Here is a 20,734-nt window from a genome sequence, read left to right on the forward strand (position 1 = left end):
CGACTATCGCACGTGCCACAGGGCACTGGCGCCATCGACAGGACGGCCGCACGCGGCTGCCGGTGAGCCAGAGTCTCCAGCCACGCTAAAAGCCGATGAGAAGCAGGCTGGCGATCACGCCGCGCGCCCAGCGCAGGTGCGATCGCGTGACCAATGTCGTGCATCAGCGCATCGCCGCACCTCGGGCCGGCCGCGCTGCCTGGAGGTGGGCGCCACAATGCTTTGTCCATGTTTCGACTGCCTCATTCCTCTGCGATCCGGCCCTTGTGGGAGATCAGGGCGGGCGCGGTTGCGCTGGCAATCTGCCTGGGCTTGGCGACGCCGGGCGGCGCCTGCCGTGCCGATGCGCCCCCCGCCCGCCTGGACGAGCAGATCCGGGAGTTGAAACTCTTCGCCCCCAAAGCGGCGCTTTTGGCATTCCTTGAGCAGACGCGAGACAGGGAGAAAGCCACAGGGGATTCGGTAGCCGCCGCCATCGCGACGATGGAGCTGAGCAAGCAACTGCGCGGTTCCGATCTCGCCCGCTCCGCCGAGATGCTCGACCAGGTTGCCGCCCAGCTCAAGCGCTCACCCGATGCAGAACTGGAGTTTCGCTACCGCTTGCTGCGTATCGGGCAGCTCAAGGCCCAACGCGATCTCGACAAAGCCGTCCTGGAAGGCATGAAGCTGCTGGCCGAAGCCCGCGCTCGCAAGGCCTGGCGCGATGAGCTGAAGGTGCTGCTGGCCCTGGAGGAAGACTGGGAGCACTTCCACAGTTTCGGCCGCTTTACCCAGGACGCCATGGAGCTGGCCATGACCCACCCCGGCGACGAGCTGACCTGGTGGGCTCGCAGCGAGTGGGCGGATCGGCTGCGGACCGATGGCAAGGTGGAAGAGGCCGAGCGCATCCTTCTCGCCATCCTTCAAGAGCAGGCCGCGGCGAATGCGGGCGTTGATCAGATCCGGACCCTGATCACGCTGGGACTGATGTACCGCGACGCCAGCCAATGGGACAAGCTGCTCCCGCTGGGGCCGCGTGCGCTGAAAGTCGTCAAGGGGATGGGGCGCACACCCAACATACTGGCCCACTTCCTGTGCAACCAGTCGGATGCGCTGCTGAAGGCCAACCTACCCGGTCCCGCGCTGGAAATGGCGGACGCCGCCATTCCGGCTGCCGGCGGTATGCCGGGCCTGCTGCACGCCGCCCGATTCAATCGGGGCAAGGCACTCAACCGGCTGGGCAGGCACGAGGAGGGGCTGGCGATCCTGGAAGCCGAGTCCCGGGGCGACGACCGCTGGGAAGCCCTGGACGAAGTGGCGGAGGAATACGCCTTCGCCGGCCTCCCCGACAAGGCCTACGGCGCGCTGGTCGAGCACCTTCAAGGCCTGAGAAAGAGCAACGACGAAGCCCACCGTGCGAGGCTCAGCCTGGACCAGGCCCTGACCGATGCGGACCGCGAGCGGGCACAGCGCCTCGCCAGCGAGCGTCGGACGAGCCGGGTCATCACGGTAGCGTCCATCATCGCTGCAGCCGCGCTTGCGGGTGCTGCCTTCCTGGTGGTGCGGACCACACGCAAGCATGCGCGCGCGCTCGCGACCGTCAATGACCAGCTTCAGGAAATGGCCGTCACCGATGCGTTGACCGGGCTGCACAACCGCCGGCACTTCATGGATCAGATCGACTCGCATGCCGCGGCGGCCTACCGGTCCCACCAGGGCCACGGTCGATCGAAGGCCGAACCCGTCGATCTCATCTTCTTCCTCATCGACCTGGACCACTTCAAGCAGGTCAACGACACCTACGGTCATCCGGCCGGCGATGCCGTGCTGCAGCAGGCCGCGACGCGACTCAAGGGCGTGGTGCGGGGAGAGGACGAGCTCATCCGGTGGGGCGGCGAGGAGTTCATGTTGCTGACGAGAGGCACGCCACGGGACCATGCCGCCCTGCTGGCGGAAAGGCTGCGCCGCGCCATCGAGGAACGGCCGCTCGAACTGCCGGGTGGCCAGGCGCTCCAGGTCTCCTGCAGCATTGGCTTCGCCCCGTATCCGTTGGTACCCGACAGTCCTTGGCAGCGCTCGATGGAGCTGGCCGATCAGGCCATGTACCTGGCCAAGGCGCGTGGACGCAACGGCTGGTTTGGCTTGAGCCGCCTGAATCCTTCAGCCACCAGGCTGCCGCCCGGCGGCCTCGAGGAGGCCATTGCAGAAGGGGTGCTGGAGCCCCTGCACTCCTGATCCGCCCATCCGCCGAAACATTGGTGTTCAGGCCGCCGCACCGCTGCGCAGCCGCCGCGCTGGCCACTGCGCCACCAGCAGCAGCGAGGCCATCAGCCACATCGGCGCCACCAGCGTCGTGGCCGCCGCCAGGATGCCGAAGCCCGCCGGCATGGCGACCGTTGCGCCGTTGACCGTCAACATGCGCAGGCCCAACGCCTGGCCGTGGCGGCCGGGCGGCGTCACGTGGTGCAGCATGGCCATGATCATGGGCTGAACCGAGCCCAGCGCCACGCCCAGCAACGCGGACCCGCACATCAGGCCAACGGTGCCCGGCAGCCAGGCATAGGCCATGAAGGTCAGCATGGCGACCACCATGGCCGTGCGCAGGGCCTTGACCTCGTCCAGTTCGTCGGCGAAGCGCACGATGGCCAGACGCACGCAGGTGGCCGCAGCGGCGAAGCTGCCCAGCACGATGCCGATGCTGACTGCCGATAGGCCGCGCGCATGGCCCACCACGGGCACGACGAAGCTGTGCGCATCCCAGCAGGCCGACAGCACCAGGTTGACGAGGATGAGGCGGCGAAAGGCCGGCAGCCGGAACAACTGCCAGGCGGCGCGCTCGCGAAAGCTCTTGGTCAGTGGCTCGGGCTGATGGCGCGGTACCTTCTGCGCAAAACCCCAGGCCAGCAGCGGCAGCAGCGTCGCGAAGCCGAAGGCAGCCGTCATGCCGAACTGATCGATGAGGATCCCGGCAATCACCGGCGCCAGCGCGTTGGACAGGGCCGGGCCTAGGGCCATCCAGCTGAAAATGCGCTTGAGCTCGCCCGGCTCGTCGGCCATCAACCCGGCCTCGCGCTGCAGCGCCACGGCCGCGATGGCGACCGCACCGCCGCACAGCAGGCAGCCGACGGCGATGGCCCAGAGCTGCTGCACGGCCAAGGCCAGCAGCGCGCCGCAGCCGGCCATCAGCACACCCACACCCACGGGCCGATGAAAGCCATGCCGGTCCGCCAGCCGCCCGGCCCACAGCGACAGCACGATGGGCGCGACGGCAAACAAGCTGAGGAGCATGCCGACCGAGGCTTCACCATAGCCGCGGTTCAACACCCACAGGCTGGCGGTCACCCGCGTGGTGGCCATACAGGCATGCACGCAGATCATCGTGGCGATCAGCCACACAAAGGCGTGGCGCAGGTTGGCCTTCTTCCCCCCTGGGGCGGTGTCGGTCACTCGGCGTCCTCGCCGAGCTCAGCGAGCTTGTCGAGCTGCAACATGCGCTGGGCTGCATCGTCGGGCAGCGCCTCGACGCTCTTGAGCTTGCGCGTCATCTGGCGCGTGCGGGTCTCGGCCAGATCGATGGTGTTGCTGGCCTCTTCGAGTTTCTTCTTTGTCTTGGCCAGCACGTCGCCGAACTTGCCGAACTCGGTCTTGACCGCTCCCAGCACCTCCCAGACCTCGGCCGAACGCTTCTCCAGCGCCAGCGTGCGAAAGCCCATCTGCAGGCTGGTGAGCGTGGCCAGCAAGGTGGTGGGGCCGCAGAGCATGACCTTGTGCTCGCGCTGCAGGCTCTCCACCAGGCCGGGGCGGCGCAGCGCCTCGGCGTAAAGCCCCTCGGTGGGCACGAAAAGGATGCCGAAATCGGTCGTGTGCGGCGGCGCGATGTATTTCTCGCGGATGGTGCGCGCCTCCATCCGCAGGCGCATCTCGATGGCCTTGCCGGCGGACTCGGCGCCCACGGGATCGCCCTTTTCCTGCGCGTCCAGCAGGCGCTCGTAGTCCTCGCGCGGGAACTTGGCGTCGATAGGTAGCCACAGTGGCTGGCCATCGTCGCGCTGGCCGGGCAACTTGATCGCGAACTCCACGCGCTCGTTGGAACCCGGCAGCGTCGCAACATTGGCGGCGAACTGCTCGGCCGTGAACACCTGGTCCAGCAGGCCCGCCAGTTGCACTTCGCCGAAGACGCCGCGCGTCTTCACATTGGTCAGCACGCGGTTCAGCGAGCCCACGTCGCGCGCCAGGTTCTGCATTTCACCCAGGCCCTTGTGCACCTGCTCCAGGCGCTCAGCCACCTGCTTGAAGCTTTCGCCCAGGCGTTGCTCCAGCGTCGCGTGCAGCTTCTCGTCCACCGTCGCGCGCATCTGCTCGAGCTTCTTCTCGTTGTCCTGCTGGATGCTGGTGAGGCGCAGTTCAACGGTATGCCTCAGCTCGGCAAAGCGCTGCTCGTTGCCCAGCGACATGGCCTGCAGCTGCTCGCGCATGCCGTCGGCCAGGCGCTGCATGGACTCGGCCTGGCCCTGCGCGCTGCGCAGCGCGGCGGCGTCCTGGGCTTCACGGGCGGCCAGCGCCTGTTGAGCCAACGAGTTGTTGTTGCCCTGCAGGCCCTGCGCCAGCACCTGCTGGAACTGGGCCAGGCCCTGTACCAACTCCTGGCGCGTACCGCTGGCGCTGCGGCCGAGCTCGTCGCGCAGCTCACGCTCCAGCCTCTCGTTGCTCAGCAGCAGCTCCGGCGCCACGCCGGTTTGCGGTTTCTGGCGAGCCCAGATCAACACCAGCAGAACAAGGATCAGGGCCAGCAGGCCCAGCAGCAACACGTCGATCAGGCTCATGCGGGCCATTGTCGCCCGCGGAGGCAGGGCCTGCAGTCAGGGGGCGACGAGACCTGCCACGGCCTTCGGCAGTTCGGCCTCGATGAGGGCCTCCAGCGCCTTCACGCGCTGTTCGGCCGTCGTTGCGGCCCAGGGGTTGGCAGCGGCCTCTCGGTCCACCGGCAGGCGCGCCGCCACGGCGAGCGACTGCTCACGCTTGAGCTTGAGATCGCTGAGGTCGATCAGCGCGACGCGGATGGACACATAGGACGCGAACACCGGCATGCCGCCCTGCCCATCAAAGCTGATCTGGCCACTGGGTCGCTGGTCCAGCACGAAGCCCGGGCCTTCCAACGTCGCGAGGATGCGGCCCGGCAAGGCCGCGGCCAGGGCCGGCTCCTGGCGGCTGCGCGTGACCAGCAACAGCTGGGCCGCGCCGCTCTGGCGCACCGCTTCGCCGAGCTTGCCGGGCAGGCTGAGCCTGCCGTCAACGAACAGGTGAGCCGGGTCGCCGAACAGGCTGCGCGTGCTCGAGGTGTAGAGCTTGACCTCGCGACCTTTCGCCGAGGCCTTGATGGCGCCGTTCAAGGCCTGCAGCACCGCGTTGTCCAGGCCACCAGCGGGCGTGGACGTCCAGTCGCCCGACTGCACCGTGTCGCCACGCGCCGGGCTCAGGGAGATGAGCTGCACGTTGTCGCCCAACAGGGACAGGACCGCGAACTTGTTGGCGTCACGGGGCGTCTTGTCCTCGACGACGGGCGGTGGCGGCGGCGCGCCCTTGTTCTTCATGGACTGGCCGAAGGCCAGCGCGGGCAGCAAGGAAAGCAGGCAGATCAGGCGGCGGTTCATGCGGGAATGACTTCAGGGTTCAGCGGCGTGAGTGGCTTGGCACCGGTCAGCGCGGCGACGAGGTTGTCGGCGGCGAGATGGGCCATGGCCAGGCGGGTGGGCATGGTGGCGCTGGCGATGTGCGGCGTGAGGACGACATTGGGCAGCGTCAACAGCACCGGATTCACACGCGGTTCACCCTCGAAGACATCGAGGCCGGCAGCGGCAATGCGGTTCTCGCGCAGCGCGTCAGCCAGCGCCTCTTCGTCGACGATGCCGCCGCGGGCGATGTTGACGAGGGTGGCCGTCGGCTTCATCAGCGCGAGCTCGGGTGCGCCGATGCAGTGGTGGGACTCGGCCGAATAAGGCAGCACGAGGATGAGGTGATCGGCCTGGCGCAGCAGCGCTTCCTTGGTCAGATAGCTTGCGCCAAGTTCAGCCTCGGTGTCGACCGGCAGCCGCGAACGGTTGTGATAGACCACCTTCATGCCAAAGCCGAAGCGGCCGCGCCGCGCGATGGCCTGGCCGATGCGGCCCATGCCGAGGATGCCAAGCGTCGCGCCATGCACCTCGGAGCCGGCCAGGAAGTCCCATGCCCAGCTCTTCCAGCGGCCGTCTCGCAGCAGCCGCTCTCCCTCGCTCATGCGCCTGGCCGTGGCCATCAGCAGCGCAAAGCCGAAGTCGGCTGTCGATTCGGTCAGCACATCGGGCGTGTTGGTGACCAGCACGCGCCGCGCGGTGCAGGCGGCCAGGTCGATGTGGTTGTAGCCCACGCTCATCGTGCAGACGGCGCGCAGGTCCGGGCAGGCGTCGAGCAGCTCGGCGGTGATGCGCTCGGTGCCGGTGATGTAGGCGCCGGCCATGCCTTGCAGGCGCGCACGCAGCTCGCCCGCGGCCAGCGGCACCTCGCCCTGGTGCAGGTCCACGTCGAAATGAGACGCGAGCTTCTCCACGACGGCCGCTGGCGCCCGGCGCGCGACCAGCACTTTCTTCATCGCATCCATATCCAGCTCATCAAGAAAAGCAGGGGCAGCAGCACCGCGCAGGACCAGAGCAGGTAGCCACCGAAGCTCGGCATCTTCACACCTCGCTCCTCGGCGATGGCCTTGACCATGAAATTGGGCGCGTTGCCGATATAGGTCATCGCGCCCATGAAGACCGAGCCGCCGGAGATGGCGGCCAGCACCAGGGCACCCTCGCCCATCAGCTGCTGCGCATTGCCGCCGGCGAGGTTGAAGAAGGCGAGGTAGGTGGGCGCGTTGTCCAGCACCGAGGACAGGCCGCCCGTCAGCCAGAAATAGGCCCACGGCGAGGCATGGCCATCGGCGGTGGACAGCATCGCCGCCAGCGGCGCGAAAACACCGGCTGAGCCGGCCTTGAGCATGGCGATGACGGGCACCATGGTCAGGAAGATGGCGATGAAGAGTTTGGCGACCTCCTGCATGGGTGCCCAGCTGAAGCGGTTCTTCTCGCGCACGCCGGCCGGCGTCAGCCACAGCGAGGCGGCAGCCACGGCGACGAGGCCGACGTCACGGACGAGGGCCTGCAGCGGCAGCGGTGTGCCCCCGAGGTCAAAGACGATGCCGGGCTTCCAGGTGCCGCTCATCAGCACCAGACCGATGGCGACGGCCAGCGGCAACAGGTTGATGGCGCCCTCCAAACCGAGCGTTGGCGCATCGGGCGTCGGGTCGTCGGGCGTGATGCCCTCCTTGCGGTAGAGCCAGGCGTCGATGACCCAGAACACGGCCAGCAGGCCCGCAAGCATGAAGGCGGTCTCTGGCAGCAGATGGCTAACCGTCCAGAAGAAGCTGACGCCCTGCAGGAAGCCCAGGAAAAGCGGCGGATCGCCCAGCGGCGTCAGGGAGCCCCCGACGTTGCTGACAACGAAGATGAAGAAAACCACCACGTGGGCGTTGTGGCGGCGGTTGTCGTTGGCGCGGATCAACGGGCGGATCAGCAGCATGGAAGCGCCCGTCGTGCCCATCAAGCTGGCCAGCACCGCGCCCAGCAGCATCAGGCCCGAGTTCAGCGCCGGGCTGCCGTGCAGATTGCCGCGGATGTAGATGCCGCCGGCGGTCGTGTACAGCGCGCCGAGCAGGATGGTGAAGGGCAGGTATTCCTCGACCAGCGTGTGCACCAGCACGCCACCGGTCTCTGCCGCCCCGAATGCGAGCGCGAACGGAATCAGCAACGCCAGCGTCCACGCCGCGGCGATCTTGCCGAAGTGGTGGTGCCAGAAGGCCGGCGCGGCCAGCGGCATGACGGCGATGGAGACCAGCAGGCCCGCGAAAGGCGCGGCCCAGGCAACGCCGAGTTCGGCACCGTGCAGCGCCATCAGTCCTCCAGGAACCGGGTGAATTCAGCTACCGGCGCGCGCTCGGTGATGAGGCTGTTCTCGACGGCATCCGGATCGGCATAACCCATGGACATGCCGCAGACCACCATCTGCTCATCGCTCAGCTGCAGCTCCTCGGCGATGACGCGGTGGAACTGCGTGAATGCGGCCTGAGGGCAGGTGTGCAGGCCGCGCGCGCGGGCAGCGACCATGATGTTCTGCAGGAACATGCCGTAGTCCAGCCAGGAGCCCTGCTGCATGACGCGGTCAATGGTGAACATCAGGCCCACGGGCGCGTCGAAAAAGATGAAGTTGCGCCCGTGCTGGTGCTGCATGCGCGCCTTGTCGGTCTTGGCGATGCCCAGCAGCCCGTACAGGTCCCAGCCCACCTTGCGACGGCGGTCGATGTAGGGGCTGCGCCATTCGGTGGGGTAGTAGGCGTACTCCTCCTTGTGGCTGGCGTTCTGCTCGGGGTCGAGGTAGGCGGCCTGGATGCGGCCGGCCACGCGCCTGAGCGCCGCACCCGTCATCACATGCACCTGCCAGGGCTGGGTGTTGGTGCCCGAGGGCGCCCAGGAGGCGACTTCGAGGATGTCCTCGATGGTTGCGCGCGGCACCGGCGTGGGCAGGAAGGCGCGCAGCGAGTGCCGGGTCTTGATGGCTGCGTCGACCGCGGCGGTCTGCTCGGGCGTCGGCGTGGCGAAACGACTCATGGCGTCAGGGCTTTCAAGGCTTGGAGATAGACGGCCGGCAGTTCGGCCACGGGCCGGCGGCTGTCGCGGTCGACGTAGACATGCACAAAATGCCCCCGCGCAGCGCAGGTGGCGGCGCCTTCAGCGAACAGGCCGATCTCGTAGCGCACGCTGGATCGACCTTGGCTGGCCACGCGCACGCCGGCCTCGATGCGCTGCGGAAAGGCCAGCGACTCGAAGAAGTTGCAATGCGTCTCGACGACCAGGCCAATGACCTCGCCGCCATGGATGTCGAGCGCGCCGGCCTCGATGAGCAGGCTGTTCACCGCCGTGTCGAAGAGGCTGTAGTAGACGACGTTGTTCAGGTGGCCATAGACGTCGTTGTCCATCCACCGGGTGGTCAGCGGCACGAAGCGGGGATAGGCGTCGCGCGCGTCGGGCTGGGGGCGGGTCGTCATGCCGGCATTCTTCCATGCAGGTCCGCTGGGCCTGAATTACAGGGCTGATTGCGGCTTATGCACTTGCACGATCCGATTTTTGAGAGCGACACTGGGCCGTTGGACAACGATTTCACAACGGCTGGCAAGGAGCTCGCATGAACCGATTCCGAGTGGTGGGTTTTGCATTTGCATTGGCGGCCGTCTTCGGCGCCCAATCCGCACTGGCCGACAACGCGACCAAGGACGACGCGGTCGCCACCGTCAAGAAGGCCGTGACCTTCATCAAGGCCAACGGCAAGGACAAGGCCTATGCCGCGATCACGGCCAAGGACCCGCAGTTCGTCAAGGCCGACCTCTACATCGTCGTGTACGGCATGGATGGCAAATGCCTGGCGCATGGCGCCAACGAGAAGCAGGTCGGCCGCGACCTGATCGACCTCAAGGACATCGACGGCAAGCCCTTCATCCGCGAGCGCGTCGAGCTCGGCAAGTCCAGCCCCAAGGGCTTCTGGCAGGATTACAAGTTCACCAACCCGGCGAGCAAGAAGATCGAGCCCAAGCAGATGTACTGCGAGCGGCTGGACGAGACCATCGTCTGCGGCGGCATCTACAAGTAAAGCAGCAGGGATGGCTCGCCATCTCCCCTTCCCTGCCGCCGGCCCGCGCCGGTTGCGACTCTTGAAGGTTGACGATGAAGCTGGCTTCAAAGATGTTGCTGCCACCGATGGTGGCATTGGTCGTCGTGCTCGCCATCGGTCTTGGCAGCACGCTGCTGTCGCTGCGCGAAGTGGTCGCGGCCAACGACGCCGGCCAGCAGCGCAACGAGGTCTTCATGACCACAGTGGCCGTGCAGACCCAAGTGGGCGAGATGCATGGTGGCGTGTTCCGCACGATTGCGCTGATCGCCTCGCTGGATGACGCCAAGGTCAAGGCGTTGCGCGGTCAGTTGAAGACCCAGGTGGAAGGGCTGACGCGCACGCTCACCTCGTTGGCCGACATGGACAGCACGCCCCCCGAAACCGACGTGCACATCAAGGCGACCCTGCCGCTGCTGCAGGCCTATCTGGCCAAGGCCGACGGCGCTATCGACCTGGCCTCGGTCGACCCCAATACCGGCGTCGCCGCGATGCAGGACGCCGAAGCCCGCTACAAGGAAGTGGCGACGCTGATCGGCAAGGTCGTGCAGAGCATGGACGCCGAGCAGCAAGCCGCCGCCGAGTCGCAGCAGGCGAACGCCCGCCGGCGCGCCTGGATCTTTGCCTTGATTTCGCTGTTGGCCGCCGCGGCCGGCATGGGCGTGCTGCTGGTCAACCAGCGCAAGATCGCGGCCGACGTCAACGCCTCGCTGTCGTTGGCCGAATCAGTCGCTGCGGGTGATTTGACCCAGCGCGCCAATCCTCAGGGTCAGGACGAACTGGCCGGCCTGATGCGGGCGCTGAACCAGATGTGCGAGCAACTCGGCCAGACGGTGGGCGAGGTCATGACGGTGGCTGACTCCATCCGCACCGCGTCGTCCGAGATCGCCTCGGGCAATCAGGATCTGAGCCAGCGTACCGAGCAGACGGCCTCCAGCCTGGAGATCACCAGTTCGTCCATGGCGCAGCTGACCGGCATCGTGCGCCAGAGCGCCGACAGCGCACAGACGGCCAACCAGCTCGCCACCAGCGCCGCCACCGTGGCCCATCGCGGCGGCAGCGTCGTGCAGCAGGTGGTGGACACGATGAACGACATCACCGCGTCCAGCAAGCGCATCGCCGACATCATCGGCGTCATCGACGACATCGCCTTCCAGACCAACATCCTGGCGCTGAACGCCGCCGTGGAAGCGGCCCGTGCCGGTGAGCAGGGCCGCGGCTTTGCCGTGGTGGCCGGTGAAGTGCGCAGCCTCGCGGGGAGAAGCGCGGCGGCGGCCAAGGAGATCAAGACGCTGATCGGCGCCAGCGTCGAGCGTGTGCAATCCGGCGCCCGCCTGGTGCAGGACGCCGGGTCGACGATGACCGACATCGTCGGCGCCGTGCAGCGCGTGAGCGACATCATTGGCGAGATCAGCACCAGCGCCGCCGCCCAGAGCCGCGGCATCGACGACGTCACGGGCGCCGTCACCAAGGTCGACGACATGACGCAGCAGAACGCCGCCCTTGTCGAGGAAAGTGCCGCGGCCGCCGAATCGCTGCGCGAGCAGGCGCAGCGACTGGCCCAGGTGGTCAGCCAGTTCCGCGTGCGATAGCGGCTCAGGCGGCCCAGGCGGCCCAGGACTGGGCGGCCAGGTTCAGCGTGTTGATCTGCACCGCGACCGTCGTTGCCAGGTCGTGCCCATAGCCACCTGCCATGCTCAGCGCCACGGGGATGCGGCGTTTGCTCAAACCCGCCAGCACGCGCCGGTCGCGCTCGGCCAGGCCTTCACAAGTCAGCTTCAGCCGACCCAGGCGATCGCCCTCGTGCGGGTCAGCACCGGCCAGATAGAACACCAGGCCCGGATCGATGCGGCGCCAGACCTCCTCGAATGCCACGCCCATCGCCTCCAGATATTGCGCATCGCCACAACCATCGGGCAGTTCCACATCCAGGTCGCTCGCCTCCTTGCGAAAAGGAAAGTTGCGCGCGCCGTGCATGGAGAAGGTAAATACCGTGTCGTCGTCGCGGAAGATAGCCGCTGTGCCGTTGCCCTGGTGCACGTCCAGGTCGATGACCAGCACGCGCAACAGCCTGCGGTGGCTGCGCGCCCACTCGGCCTGCATCAACCGGGCAGCGACGGCCACGTCATTGAACACGCAATAGCCCGAGCCTTTGTCGGCGTAGGCATGATGCGTGCCGCCAGCCATGTTGGCCGCCACGCCCTCGGTCAGCGCCGCCCGGGCGGCCGCGATGCTGGCACCGACCGAACGCCGCGACCGCTCGGCCATGGACGGTGACCACGGAAAGCCGATTTCGCGCTGATGGGCGGCGCTGAGGTGGCCCAGCAGCACCGCTTCTACATAGTCCGGCGTGTGAGCCAGCGCCAGTTCGCCCTCGGTCGCCGCCGGCGCGGGTTGCATGCGCAGCAACCCCGGCTCACGCTCGAAATGCTCCCGCAGCAACCTGTATTTGGATTGTGGAAAACGATGCCCCGGCGGCAAGGCCAGGCTATGGGCGTCGGAATGGAAGGCCAACATGGCATGCACGATAGCGGCGGCGCTTTGTCACATCCCAACACCCCTAGTTTGCTGCAGTGCACAAAATAGTGCTTGCAATCTGGGATCTGACCTCTATCATTCAGTCCATGTTGCAGTGCAGCAAAAGAAGCACAGCAAACGGTTCAACCACCTGAAATCGGAGTCCTACCATGCTGACCGCTGAACAAGTCCTCGCCGCCCACAAGGCCAATGTCGAAACCCTCTTTGGCCTGACAAACAAGGCTTTCGAAGGCGTCGAAAAGCTCGTCGAGCTGAACCTGCAAGTCGCTCGCACCGCGCTGAGCGAAGCCGCCGACACCACCGCCGCCGCCCTGTCCGTCAAGGACGCACAAGAGCTGCTGGCCCTGCAAGCCGCCCTGCTGCAGCCGACCGCCGAGAAGGCCGCTTCCTACAGCCGCCACATCTACGACATCGCCTCCGCCACTGGCGCCGAAGTCGCCAAGGCTGCTGAAGCCCAGTTCGCCGATGTGCAAAAGAGCTTCACCGCCGTTGTCGACAACGCCGCCAAGAACGCGCCGGCCGGCACCGAGAACGCCGTCGCCCTGGTGAAGTCGGCCGTCGCCGCCGCCAACAACGCTTTCGAGTCGGTCCAGAAGGCCACCAAGCAAGCAGTTGAAGTGGCCGAGTCCAACTTCCAGGCCGCGACCAGCCAAGCCGTCAAGGCCACGCAGACCGCGACCCGCGCCAGCAAGCGCGCCGCCTGATCCTCAGGCTCTCGCCTCCCGAAAGCCCGGTGCACCCGCACCGGGCTTTTTTGCGCCTGCTATCGGCAAGCCAGGCCGCCAAAGGTCGTGGACGTGACCCAGTCGAGAATCTGCTCGTGGGTGTACTGGCCCGATTCCTTCAGCAGCGCCACGACCGGATCGCAGGCGCGCGCGAACAGCGTGTAGAGCACGAGTTCGGGCGGCAGTTGCGGATTGAGCTGGCCGCTGGTCTGGGCCTCGGTGATCCAGATGCTGAGGCGGTTGCTCAGGGCGAGCAGCCTGTCCATATAGGCCTCGTTGGACTGCAGCGAAGCACTCAGGCTGGAGTTGTGCGCCGGCAGCGAGGGCATCTCGCCTTCCAGTTGTGTCGCCATCGCCCAGCGCGCCACGGCCTTGAGCTGCTCGATGGCCGGCACGGGCGCACTGCTCTCGGCGACCACCTCGGCCCGGCCGCGCAAGGCGTCCACGAAGGCTAACGCTCGGTCAAGGGCGCCCACCATGGCGGCCCCCGCCAGCTCTTCCTTCGACGGGAAGAGCTTGTACAGGCTGGCCTTGGCCAGCCCTGCCTCCGCGGCCACTTCGTCCACCGTCATCGCGTCATAGCCCTTTGTGGCCAGCAGACGGTTGACCGCACCCACGATGGCGTCCTGCCGCACACGCTGGAGCTGGTCTTTGATGGACGGACGGGTGTTCATGGCCTCATTCTAGACCGACAAGGCTATCGGAAGAACCCTATGGTGCAATTTTCATACTGATAAGTTATTCTGTGAACTGATCAGTTCACATTATGACCTACAAAGTTCATCCGGAGCCTGCTATGCATCGCATCGCCGTCATTGGATCCGGCGTTGCCGGCTTGGCCGCCGCCCACCGCATCGCCACGACCCAGGGGGGCCATCGCGTCACCCTGTTCGAGGCCGGCGGCCATTTCGGCGGCCATGCCAACACCGTCGACCTTGAGCTAGAAGGCGTGGTGCATGGCGTGGACACCGGCTTCCTGGTGTTCAACCGCCGCACCTATCCGCTGCTGATCCAGCTCTTTGCCGACCTCGGCATCACGCCGGCCGAATCGGACATGTCCTTTTCGGTGCAAGTGCCGCGCGAGGACGGCCGTGCCGGCCTGGAGTGGAGCGGCAGCTCGTTGCGCAGCGTCTTCGCCCAGCGGCGCAATCTGCTGAGGCCGCGCTTCTTGCGCATGCTGACGGAGATCCTGCGCTTCAACCGCCTGGCGACTGCCCTGGCAGAAACCGCCCCGGACGCGACGCTTCAGGGCTCCATCGGCGACTTCCTCGACGCCCGGGGCTTCACCGCGACCTTTCGCGAACACTATCTGCTGCCGATGATCGGCTGCATCTGGTCCTGCCCGACCGACCAGGTGTTGAAGTTCCCGCTCGCCACCCTGATCCGCTTCTGCCACAACCATGGCCTGCTCCAGGTCCGCGACCGGCCGCAGTGGTACACGGTGCGCGGCGGCTCCCGCGAATACGTGCGCCGCTTGGTGGCCCGCCTCAGCGACGCCCGACTGCACACCCCCGTGCTGGGCATCCAGCGCTCCGGCCACCAGGTGCGCCTGCAGACCCGTCAAGGCAGCGAGTCCTTCGACGCCGTCGTGCTGGCCTGCCACAGCGACCAGGCCCTGGCCCTGCTGGGCGAAGGTGCCCGTCCCGACGAGCGCGCCGTGCTCGGCGCCATCCGCTACCAGCCCAACACGGCGGTGCTGCATGGCGACGTGGCGATGCTGCCGCAGCGCCGTGCGGCCTGGGCCTCCTGGAATTACGAGCGCGCGGGCGACACGGCTCGCGAGCAGGCCCAGGTCTGCCTGCACTACCTCCTCAACCGCCTGCAGCCCCTTCCATGGCAGCAGCCGGTCATCGTGTCCCTGAACCCGGCGCGGCCGATTGCGGACCACCTCGTGCACCGCCGCATCGAATACAGCCATCCGGTGTTCGACCTCGCCGCGCTGCAGGCGCAGGGGCGCGTGGCCGAGCTGCAGGGCCAGCGGCGCACCTGGTTCGCGGGTGCCTGGTGCGGCTATGGCTTCCATGAGGACGGTCTGCGCGCGGGGTTGCAGGCGGCCGATGGTGTCCTGCACGCCCTGAGCGCCTGGGCGCCGAGGCAAGAAAGGAGCGCGGCGTGAGCGCTGTGGCGTCGCCCTGGATCGGCTTCGGCGCCATCTGGCATCGGCGCCTGCGCCCGGTGGAACATGCCTTTCGCTACCGCAGCTATTTCCTGCTGCTGCCGCTGCGCAGCCTGCGCCAGCAGCCCTGCGCCGCGCTGAACCGCAACCGCTGGGGTCCGCTGAGCTTCCAGGACCGCGACCACGGCGATGGGGGCGACGACGCCCTGGCCTGGTTCGAGCAACTGCTGCAGAGCGAAGGGATAGCCGACGCCGACGGCGAGGTCTGGCTGCAGACCTTCCCGCGCGTGTTCGGCCATGTCTTCAAGCCCGTGAGCTTCTGGTACGCCCACCGCGCCGACGGCTCGCTGGCCGCCGTGGTTGCCGAGGTCAACAACACCTTCGGCGAGCGCCATGCCTATCTGCTCGCAGGGCCCGAGCTGGGCTGGGGCCGGCCCAGCCAGGCCCGCAAGGTCTTCCATGTCTCGCCCTTCTGCGGGGTCAGCGGCGAATACCGCTTCCGCTTCGAGCGCCTGACCACGGCCGAGGGCCAACCTGCGCGCATGGTCGCGCGCGTCGACCTGCATGACACCCTCGGGCCGCTGCTGCAGACCAGTGTCGGCGGCGCGTTGGCCGCGCTGACGCCGGCCAATGTGCGCCGCGCCCTGTTCGGCATGCCCTTCATGACCCTGGGCGTCGTCCTGCGCATCCATTGGCAGGCCGCCCGCCTGTGGATCAAACGCGTGCCCTACTTCACCAAGCCCACCGCGCCACAGAACTTCGTGAGCCGATAAGCATGAGCATCCCGACCGCCCTCGCGACCACCACCCACCCCACCCAGCCGCCCCTGGCGGCGCGCCGCCTGCTGCGGCTGCTGCAGGGCCTGCCTCTGGGCCAGTTGGAACTGCGCCTGCCTGATGGCGCAGAGGTGCTGCGGCTGCCCAATCCAGCCACGGCGCCCGGCCCACGCGGCGTGCTGCAGCTGCGCAACTGGGCGGTCTTCGAGCGCACGCTGAAGTCCGGCGACATCGGCTTCGCCGAGAGCTTCATCGATGGCGACTGGGATAGTCCCGACCTGACTGAGCTGCTGCGTCTGTGCATCGCGAACCGCGACCACGTCGAGGGCCTGATCTATGGCAGCTGGTGGGGCCGCCTGGCATACCGCGTGCGCCATCTGCTGCGACGCAATTCCCGCTCGGGCAGCGCCAAGAACATCCATGCCCACTACGACCTGGGCAACGACTTCTACCGGCTCTGGCTGGACCCGAGCATGAGCTACAGCGCAGCCTGGTTCGAAGGCCGCGATCCGAGAGGTGCGGACCTGCTCGCCGCCCAGCACGCCAAGTACCGCCGCGCGCTGCGCGAAGCGCGGGTCGAGCCGGGCCAGCGCGTGCTGGAGATCGGCTGCGGCTGGGGCGGCCTGGCGGAGATCGCGGTGCGCGAGTTCGGCGCGAAGCTGACCGGCGTCACGCTGTCGGCCGAACAACTGCGCTGGGCCGAGCAGCGCATGCACGGCGCCAGGCTCCAAGCGCAGGCCGAGCTGCTTTACCTCGACTACCGCGACCTGCCGGCGCGCCATGGCCACGAGCCCTTCGACGCCATCGTGTCCATCGAGATGTTCGAGGCCGTCGGCCACGAATACTGGTCCGGCTACTTCAAGACGCTGAACGCCTGCCTGAAGCCCGGCGGCCGCGCCTGCATCCAGTCCATCACCCTCCGCGACGACCTGTTCCCGCGCTATCTGCGCTCGACGGACTTCATCCAGCAATACATCTTTCCTGGCGGCCTGCTGCCCAGCCCGTCGGCCTTCGAGGCCGAAGCACGCCGCGCCGGCTTCGTCGTCGAGAACCGGCTGGCCTTCGGACGCGACTACGCCGAGACCCTGCGGCGCTGGCGCGACGCCTTCGTAGCGAACCTCGACGCCGTGCAGCGCCAGGGCTTCGACAGCCGCTTCCAGCGCATCTGGGCCTTCTATCTGGCTTACTGCGAAGCTGCCTTCGACACCGGCAACACCGACGTCATCCAGTTCACGCTGAGGAAAACCGGCCCATGATCCGGCGCCGCCTTTGGGTTCGCTTCGCGGCGGCCGCCACTGCCTCCCCCTTCACCATGCTTCCAGCCATCGCCGACGCCTCCATCCCCGCCGAACTGCGCAGCACCCTGCCCCAGGTGCGCCTGCAGGGCACCGGCGTGCTGCGCTTCTTCGGCTTGCGCGTCTACGAGGCCCGGCTGTGGACGACGCCCGGCTTCGTGGCCGAGGACTACGCCCGCCAGCCTTTTGCTCTGGAGCTGATCTACGACCGCCGCCTCGAGGGCCAGGCCATCGCCGAGCGCTCGGTGGCGGAGATGCGGCGCGTGGGCAGTTTCGACGAAGCCCAGGCCAAGCGCTGGCTGGCCCTGATGGTCAAGGCCTTTCCCGACGTAGCCGCCACCGACCGCCTGCTCGGCCTGCACGACGGCCAGGGCGATGTGAGCTTCTTCCACAACGGCAAGCTCACCGCTCAGGTGGTGGATGCCGACTACGCCCGCCTGTTCTTCGGCATCTGGCTGGCTCGCCCATCATCCGCGCCGGCCCTGCGCGAGGCCCTGCTCGGCCCGGCGCGCTGACCGCTCAAGCCATGTCCACGACCGCCCTCGGCGCCCCGTCCATCGCCTTCGGCTGGCGACGCGGCCTGGCCTATGCGAGCCTGAGCGTGCCGCTGGCCTTCGTCTCCCTGCCCCTTTACGTCAACCTGCCCTTTCACTACGCCTCGGTGCTCGGCCTGCCGCTGTCGGTGCTTGGGGCGGTGATGCTGGCCGTGCGCTTGTTCGACGCCGTCGTCGACCCGGCTCTGGGGCGCGTCGCCGACGCCTTGTTCCGGCGCGGCGCCAACACTGCGCGGTGTGCCGCGGCCCTTGGCAGTGCGGTGCTGGCCGTGGCCTTCGCGGCCCTGTGGCGGCCGCCATCCAGCGGGGTGACGGCATGGCTCGCGGGGGCGCTGCTGTTGTGCACCGTGGCCTACAGCGGCGTCAGCATCTTGCACCAGAGTTGGGGCACGCGCTGGGGTGGCGGGCCGGCGCTGCGCGCCCGCGTCACCGGCTGGCGCGAGGCCGGCACCGTGGTCGGCGTGCTGCTGGCCAGCGCCCTGCCCGCGTTGGCGGGCTGGAACGCCACCAGCCTCGCCCTCTCCGCCCTGCTGGTCGCCGGCCTGGTCGGCTTGAACCGCCTGCCCGCCGCAGTCTCTCCGCGGCCCGAGCCTCAAGCGCGTTCCGAACCCTCGCCGTGGCGGCATGCGGCCTTTCGCCAGTTGCTGGCCGTCTTCATGCTGAACGGCATCGCCAGCGCCATCCCGGCCACGCTGCTGCCCTTCTTCATCGCCGACCGGCTGCAGCTGCCGCACTGGCAGGCGCCGCTGCTTTTGGGCTACTTTGGCGCCGCCGTGCTGGGCCTGCCGCTGTGGGTGCGCGCCGCCGCGCGCTGGGGCGTGTCGCCGGCCTGGCGGCTGGGCATGATGGCCAGCGTACTGGCCTTCGCCGCCACGCCGTGGCTTTCGGCGGGAGACGGCGCGGCCTTCGCTCTCGTCTGCCTGTGCAGCGGCCTGGCGCTGGGCGCCGACCTGGCTCTGCCCGGCGCGCTGCTGACCGGCGTTATCCACCAAGACGGCGCGGGCGGGCGCGGTGAGGGCGCCTACCTCGGCTGGTGGGCCTGCGCAACCAAGCTCAATCTCGCCCTGGCCGCAGGCCTGGCCCTGCCGCTGCTGGCGGTAGCCGGCTATCAGAGCGGCGGTGGTACCTCCGCGGGCCTGCAGGCCCTCGGTTGGGCCTATGGCGGGCTGCCCTGCCTGCTGAAGCTGCTGGCCGCCGCCGCGCTGCTGCGCGCCGAGCGTCTCAATCCGAACTGGAAGGACCGCGCATGAACACGCTGCACCGCCGGGCCCTACTGGGCGCTGGCGCTGCCATCGCACTGACAGGCTGCGCCTCGCCGCAAGTCCAGGACTACGCCCAGGAAGCACCCAAGCTGGATCTGCGCAGCTTCTTCACCGGCTCGCTCAGCGCCAAGGGCATGTTCACCGATCGCTCCGGCCGTGTCGTCAAGCGCTTCACCGTCAGGATGGAGGCGCGCTGGGACGGCGACAACGGCGTCCTCGATGAACATTTCCAGTACAGCGATGGGAGCACGCAGCGCCGTGTCTGGCGGCTGCGTGCCCTCGGCCAGGGGCGCTTCAGCGGCGCGGCGGACGACGTCGTCGGCGAGGCCGGCGGCGAGAGCGCGGGCAATGCCTTGCGTTGGAACTACACCCTGGCCCTGCCGGTGGATGGCCGCGTCTGGAACGTCGCGCTGGACGACTGGATGTTCCTCATCGACGAGCGCACCATCCTCAACCGCTCGGCCATGAGCAAGTTCGGCCTGCACCTGGGCGACGTGACCCTGGTCATCACCAAGGACTGATGCATGCCGCTGAACCCTCCGCTGGCAGACTGGCAAGGCCGTTGGGTCTGGGTCATCGGCGCGTCATCGGGCATCGGCCGCGCGGCCGCCGCGGCCCTGAGCCGGCGCGGGGCCAGGGTCATCGTGTCGGCCCGCCAGGCCGAGTCGCTGCAGGCCTTTGTGGGAGAGCACCCGGGCAGCGTGGCCCTGCCGCTGGACGTGACGCGACCGGAGGAGTTCCAGGCCGTGGCCCGGTCGGTCCAGGCCCATGCACACGGAGCGCCGGCCCTGGTGCTGTACTGCGCCGGCCACTACAAGGCCCAGCAGGCCACGCAGTTCAATCGGCAGGAGATGGAGAGGCATCTGGCCGTCAACTACGCCGGCGTGCTGCATCTGCTGGAGGCCATGCTGCCGCTGATGCTCGCGGCGCGCAGCGGCCACCTCTGCCTCGTCGGCAGTGTGGCGGGCTACCGCGGGCTGCCGCTGTCCCTGGCCTACGGCCCCACCAAGGCGGCGCTGAACAACCTGGCCGAGAACCTCTACCTGGACCTGCATCCGCAGGGTCTGGGCGTGTCCATCGTCAACCCCGGCTTTGTCCAGACGCCGCTGACGGCCCAGAACCGCTTCCACATGCCGGCCCTGATCTCGCCGGAAGAGGCCGCCGAGCACATGATCAAGGGTTGGGCGCGCGGCCGCTTCGAGATGAATTTCCCGCGCCGCTTCACGGCCTGGATGCGCCTGCTGCGCTGCCTGCCTGATGCCTGGTATTTCGCAGCCGTGCGCCGCGCCACGAGAGCCTGATGACCATGCCCGCCCATTCCTGCGACGCACGCACCAGCGCCCTGATCGACGCCTATGTCGACTTGACCCGCGACAGGCTCGCCGCGCTGATGGCGCTGTACGACGAGCAGGCCGCCTTCAAGGATCCCTTCAACGACGTCATCGGCCGCGCGGCCATCACGCACATCTTCAGCGACATGTTCGAGCAGCTGCGCGAGCCGCGCTTCGACGTGCTGCATGCGGCGACCGAAGGTGACGATGCCTTCCTGACCTGGGAGCTTCACTTCCGGCGCCAGTCGGGCGGTAGTCCCATGACCATCCGCGGCGCCAGCCATCTGCGCTACTCGCCCGCCGGCCTCGTGGTCCTGCACCGGGACTATTGGGATGCTGCCGAGGAGCTGTACGCCAAGCTGCCGGTTCTGGGTGGCCTGATGCGCATGCTGAGGCGGCGGCTGTCAGCATCGCGGAGGTAGACGG

The 20,734-nt window shown here is 67.9% G+C and carries 21 protein-coding genes; 12 read left to right on the forward strand and 9 right to left on the reverse strand.

Going from position 1 to position 20,734, the window contains the following annotated elements; genetic code table 11:
* Positions 1-228 precede the first annotated feature (228 nt).
* On the forward strand, positions 229-2,214 hold the full coding sequence (locus tag ASC95_RS24530; RefSeq protein ID WP_162250846.1) for a GGDEF domain-containing protein: 1,986 nt from the start codon (positions 229-231) through the stop codon (positions 2,212-2,214).
* 27 nt (positions 2,215-2,241) lie between these two features.
* Here ASC95_RS24530 and ASC95_RS24535 read toward each other — a convergent pair whose 3' ends face one another.
* Genes ASC95_RS24535 through ASC95_RS24565 form a run of 7 tightly spaced genes read right to left on the reverse strand, consistent with a single transcriptional unit; the run spans position 2,242 to position 9,094 of the window.
* Positions 2,242-3,426, reverse strand: a complete 1,185-nt coding sequence (locus ASC95_RS24535) for an MFS transporter (RefSeq protein WP_057300267.1) — start codon at positions 3,424-3,426, stop codon at positions 2,242-2,244.
* Positions 3,423-4,802: a DNA recombination protein RmuC gene (locus ASC95_RS24540; protein ID WP_057300268.1), complete on the reverse strand. Its 1,380-nt coding sequence runs from the start codon at positions 4,800-4,802 to the stop codon at positions 3,423-3,425. The genes ASC95_RS24535 and ASC95_RS24540 overlap by 4 nt, the downstream gene beginning before the upstream one ends.
* A 36-nt stretch (positions 4,803-4,838) precedes the next feature.
* On the reverse strand, positions 4,839-5,630 hold the full coding sequence (locus tag ASC95_RS24545; RefSeq protein WP_057300269.1) for a hypothetical protein: 792 nt from the start codon (positions 5,628-5,630) through the stop codon (positions 4,839-4,841).
* Complete coding sequence (locus tag ASC95_RS24550; RefSeq protein ID WP_057300270.1) at positions 5,627-6,604, reverse strand: D-glycerate dehydrogenase; 978 nt, start codon at positions 6,602-6,604, stop codon at positions 5,627-5,629. Before ASC95_RS24550 ends, ASC95_RS24545 begins: the two co-directional genes overlap by 4 nt.
* A complete protein-coding gene (locus ASC95_RS24555) occupies positions 6,601-7,944 on the reverse strand; it encodes a sodium:proton antiporter (protein ID WP_057300271.1) in 1,344 nt (447 codons plus the stop codon). The genes ASC95_RS24550 and ASC95_RS24555 overlap by 4 nt, the downstream gene beginning before the upstream one ends.
* Positions 7,944-8,657 carry a nitroreductase gene (locus ASC95_RS24560; RefSeq protein ID WP_057300272.1) on the reverse strand — a complete coding sequence of 238 codons (714 nt, stop codon included), beginning with the start codon at positions 8,655-8,657 and terminating at the stop codon, positions 7,944-7,946. Before ASC95_RS24560 ends, ASC95_RS24555 begins: the two co-directional genes overlap by 1 nt.
* Entirely contained in the window at positions 8,654-9,094 is a 441-nt protein-coding gene (locus ASC95_RS24565; RefSeq protein ID WP_057300273.1) for a thioesterase family protein, read from the reverse strand. The genes ASC95_RS24560 and ASC95_RS24565 overlap by 4 nt, the downstream gene beginning before the upstream one ends.
* Positions 9,095-9,231: 137 nt before the next feature.
* Between ASC95_RS24565 and ASC95_RS24570 the strand changes: the two genes are divergently transcribed.
* Together ASC95_RS24570 and ASC95_RS24575 are read left to right on the forward strand one after the other, a co-directional pair.
* A complete protein-coding gene (locus tag ASC95_RS24570; protein WP_057300274.1) occupies positions 9,232-9,693 on the forward strand; it encodes a cache domain-containing protein in 462 nt (153 codons plus the stop codon).
* 74 nt (positions 9,694-9,767) lie between these two features.
* Positions 9,768-11,303: a methyl-accepting chemotaxis protein gene (locus ASC95_RS24575; RefSeq protein ID WP_057300275.1), complete on the forward strand. Its 1,536-nt coding sequence runs from the start codon at positions 9,768-9,770 to the stop codon at positions 11,301-11,303.
* A gap of 4 nt (positions 11,304-11,307) precedes the next feature.
* Here ASC95_RS24575 and ASC95_RS24580 read toward each other — a convergent pair whose 3' ends face one another.
* Positions 11,308-12,228, reverse strand: a complete 921-nt coding sequence (locus ASC95_RS24580; RefSeq protein WP_057300276.1) for a histone deacetylase — start codon at positions 12,226-12,228, stop codon at positions 11,308-11,310.
* Positions 12,229-12,398: 170 nt separating this feature from the next.
* Here ASC95_RS24580 and ASC95_RS24585 point away from each other — a divergent pair, with 170 nt between their 5' ends.
* The gene (locus tag ASC95_RS24585; protein ID WP_057300277.1) at positions 12,399-12,953 is read left to right on the forward strand and encodes a phasin family protein; all 555 of its coding nucleotides are present in this window, start codon (positions 12,399-12,401) and stop codon (positions 12,951-12,953) included.
* A gap of 59 nt (positions 12,954-13,012) precedes the next feature.
* On the opposite strand, the gene ASC95_RS24590 is transcribed toward ASC95_RS24585, so the two are convergent.
* Complete coding sequence (locus ASC95_RS24590) at positions 13,013-13,648, reverse strand: TetR/AcrR family transcriptional regulator (RefSeq protein ID WP_057300278.1); 636 nt, start codon at positions 13,646-13,648, stop codon at positions 13,013-13,015.
* 122 nt (positions 13,649-13,770) lie between these two features.
* Here ASC95_RS24590 and ASC95_RS24595 point away from each other — a divergent pair, with 122 nt between their 5' ends.
* The 8 genes from ASC95_RS24595 to ASC95_RS24630 are packed head-to-tail and all read left to right on the forward strand — an operon-like array spanning position 13,771 to position 20,730.
* Positions 13,771-15,090: an NAD(P)/FAD-dependent oxidoreductase gene (locus ASC95_RS24595; protein WP_057300279.1), complete on the forward strand. Its 1,320-nt coding sequence runs from the start codon at positions 13,771-13,773 to the stop codon at positions 15,088-15,090.
* Complete coding sequence (locus ASC95_RS24600) at positions 15,087-15,863, forward strand: DUF1365 domain-containing protein (RefSeq protein WP_082568066.1); 777 nt, start codon at positions 15,087-15,089, stop codon at positions 15,861-15,863. The genes ASC95_RS24595 and ASC95_RS24600 overlap by 4 nt, the downstream gene beginning before the upstream one ends.
* A gap of 2 nt (positions 15,864-15,865) precedes the next feature.
* Positions 15,866-17,122: a cyclopropane-fatty-acyl-phospholipid synthase family protein gene (locus tag ASC95_RS24605; RefSeq protein WP_057300280.1), complete on the forward strand. Its 1,257-nt coding sequence runs from the start codon at positions 15,866-15,868 to the stop codon at positions 17,120-17,122.
* A gap of 56 nt (positions 17,123-17,178) precedes the next feature.
* Positions 17,179-17,676, forward strand: coding sequence for a chalcone isomerase family protein (locus tag ASC95_RS24610; RefSeq protein ID WP_235538053.1), 498 nt, complete (start codon positions 17,179-17,181; stop codon positions 17,674-17,676).
* A gap of 11 nt (positions 17,677-17,687) precedes the next feature.
* Entirely contained in the window at positions 17,688-18,965 is a 1,278-nt protein-coding gene (locus ASC95_RS24615; protein WP_057300282.1) for an MFS transporter, read from the forward strand.
* Positions 18,962-19,498, forward strand: coding sequence for a DUF3833 domain-containing protein (locus tag ASC95_RS24620; RefSeq protein ID WP_057300283.1), 537 nt, complete (start codon positions 18,962-18,964; stop codon positions 19,496-19,498). The genes ASC95_RS24615 and ASC95_RS24620 overlap by 4 nt, the downstream gene beginning before the upstream one ends.
* A gap of 3 nt (positions 19,499-19,501) precedes the next feature.
* Positions 19,502-20,278: an SDR family oxidoreductase gene (locus ASC95_RS24625; RefSeq protein ID WP_057300284.1), complete on the forward strand. Its 777-nt coding sequence runs from the start codon at positions 19,502-19,504 to the stop codon at positions 20,276-20,278.
* Positions 20,278-20,730 (forward strand): nuclear transport factor 2 family protein, encoded by a 453-nt coding sequence (locus ASC95_RS24630; protein ID WP_369820638.1) that lies wholly within the window; start codon positions 20,278-20,280, stop codon positions 20,728-20,730. Before ASC95_RS24625 ends, ASC95_RS24630 begins: the two co-directional genes overlap by 1 nt.
* Positions 20,731-20,734 lie beyond the last annotated feature (4 nt).

It is taken from the genome of Pelomonas sp. Root1217, assembly GCF_001425705.1.
Taxonomy (GTDB): Bacteria; Pseudomonadota; Gammaproteobacteria; order Burkholderiales; family Burkholderiaceae_C; genus Pelomonas.

Coding starts and splice junctions, on each gene's coding strand:
- ASC95_RS24610 (WP_235538053.1), top strand. CDS start 17,179: ATGCTTCCAGCCATCGCCGACGCCTCCATCCCCGCCGAACTGCGCAGC.
- ASC95_RS24620 (WP_057300283.1), top strand. CDS start 18,962: ATGAACACGCTGCACCGCCGGGCCCTACTGGGCGCTGGCGCTGCCATC.
- ASC95_RS24540 (WP_057300268.1), bottom strand. CDS start 4,802: ATGAGCCTGATCGACGTGTTGCTGCTGGGCCTGCTGGCCCTGATCCTT.
- ASC95_RS24545 (WP_057300269.1), bottom strand. CDS start 5,630: ATGAACCGCCGCCTGATCTGCCTGCTTTCCTTGCTGCCCGCGCTGGCC.
- ASC95_RS24615 (WP_057300282.1), top strand. CDS start 17,688: ATGTCCACGACCGCCCTCGGCGCCCCGTCCATCGCCTTCGGCTGGCGA.
- ASC95_RS24630 (WP_369820638.1), top strand. CDS start 20,278: ATGACCATGCCCGCCCATTCCTGCGACGCACGCACCAGCGCCCTGATC.
- ASC95_RS24550 (WP_057300270.1), bottom strand. CDS start 6,604: ATGAAGAAAGTGCTGGTCGCGCGCCGGGCGCCAGCGGCCGTCGTGGAG.
- ASC95_RS24590 (WP_057300278.1), bottom strand. CDS start 13,648: ATGAACACCCGTCCGTCCATCAAAGACCAGCTCCAGCGTGTGCGGCAG.
- ASC95_RS24585 (WP_057300277.1), top strand. CDS start 12,399: ATGCTGACCGCTGAACAAGTCCTCGCCGCCCACAAGGCCAATGTCGAA.
- ASC95_RS24555 (WP_057300271.1), bottom strand. CDS start 7,944: ATGGCGCTGCACGGTGCCGAACTCGGCGTTGCCTGGGCCGCGCCTTTC.
- ASC95_RS24580 (WP_057300276.1), bottom strand. CDS start 12,228: ATGTTGGCCTTCCATTCCGACGCCCATAGCCTGGCCTTGCCGCCGGGG.
- ASC95_RS24595 (WP_057300279.1), top strand. CDS start 13,771: ATGCATCGCATCGCCGTCATTGGATCCGGCGTTGCCGGCTTGGCCGCC.
- ASC95_RS24575 (WP_057300275.1), top strand. CDS start 9,768: ATGAAGCTGGCTTCAAAGATGTTGCTGCCACCGATGGTGGCATTGGTC.
- ASC95_RS24565 (WP_057300273.1), bottom strand. CDS start 9,094: ATGACGACCCGCCCCCAGCCCGACGCGCGCGACGCCTATCCCCGCTTC.
- ASC95_RS24570 (WP_057300274.1), top strand. CDS start 9,232: ATGAACCGATTCCGAGTGGTGGGTTTTGCATTTGCATTGGCGGCCGTC.
- ASC95_RS24625 (WP_057300284.1), top strand. CDS start 19,502: ATGCCGCTGAACCCTCCGCTGGCAGACTGGCAAGGCCGTTGGGTCTGG.
- ASC95_RS24530 (WP_162250846.1), top strand. CDS start 229: ATGTTTCGACTGCCTCATTCCTCTGCGATCCGGCCCTTGTGGGAGATC.
- ASC95_RS24560 (WP_057300272.1), bottom strand. CDS start 8,657: ATGAGTCGTTTCGCCACGCCGACGCCCGAGCAGACCGCCGCGGTCGAC.
- ASC95_RS24605 (WP_057300280.1), top strand. CDS start 15,866: ATGAGCATCCCGACCGCCCTCGCGACCACCACCCACCCCACCCAGCCG.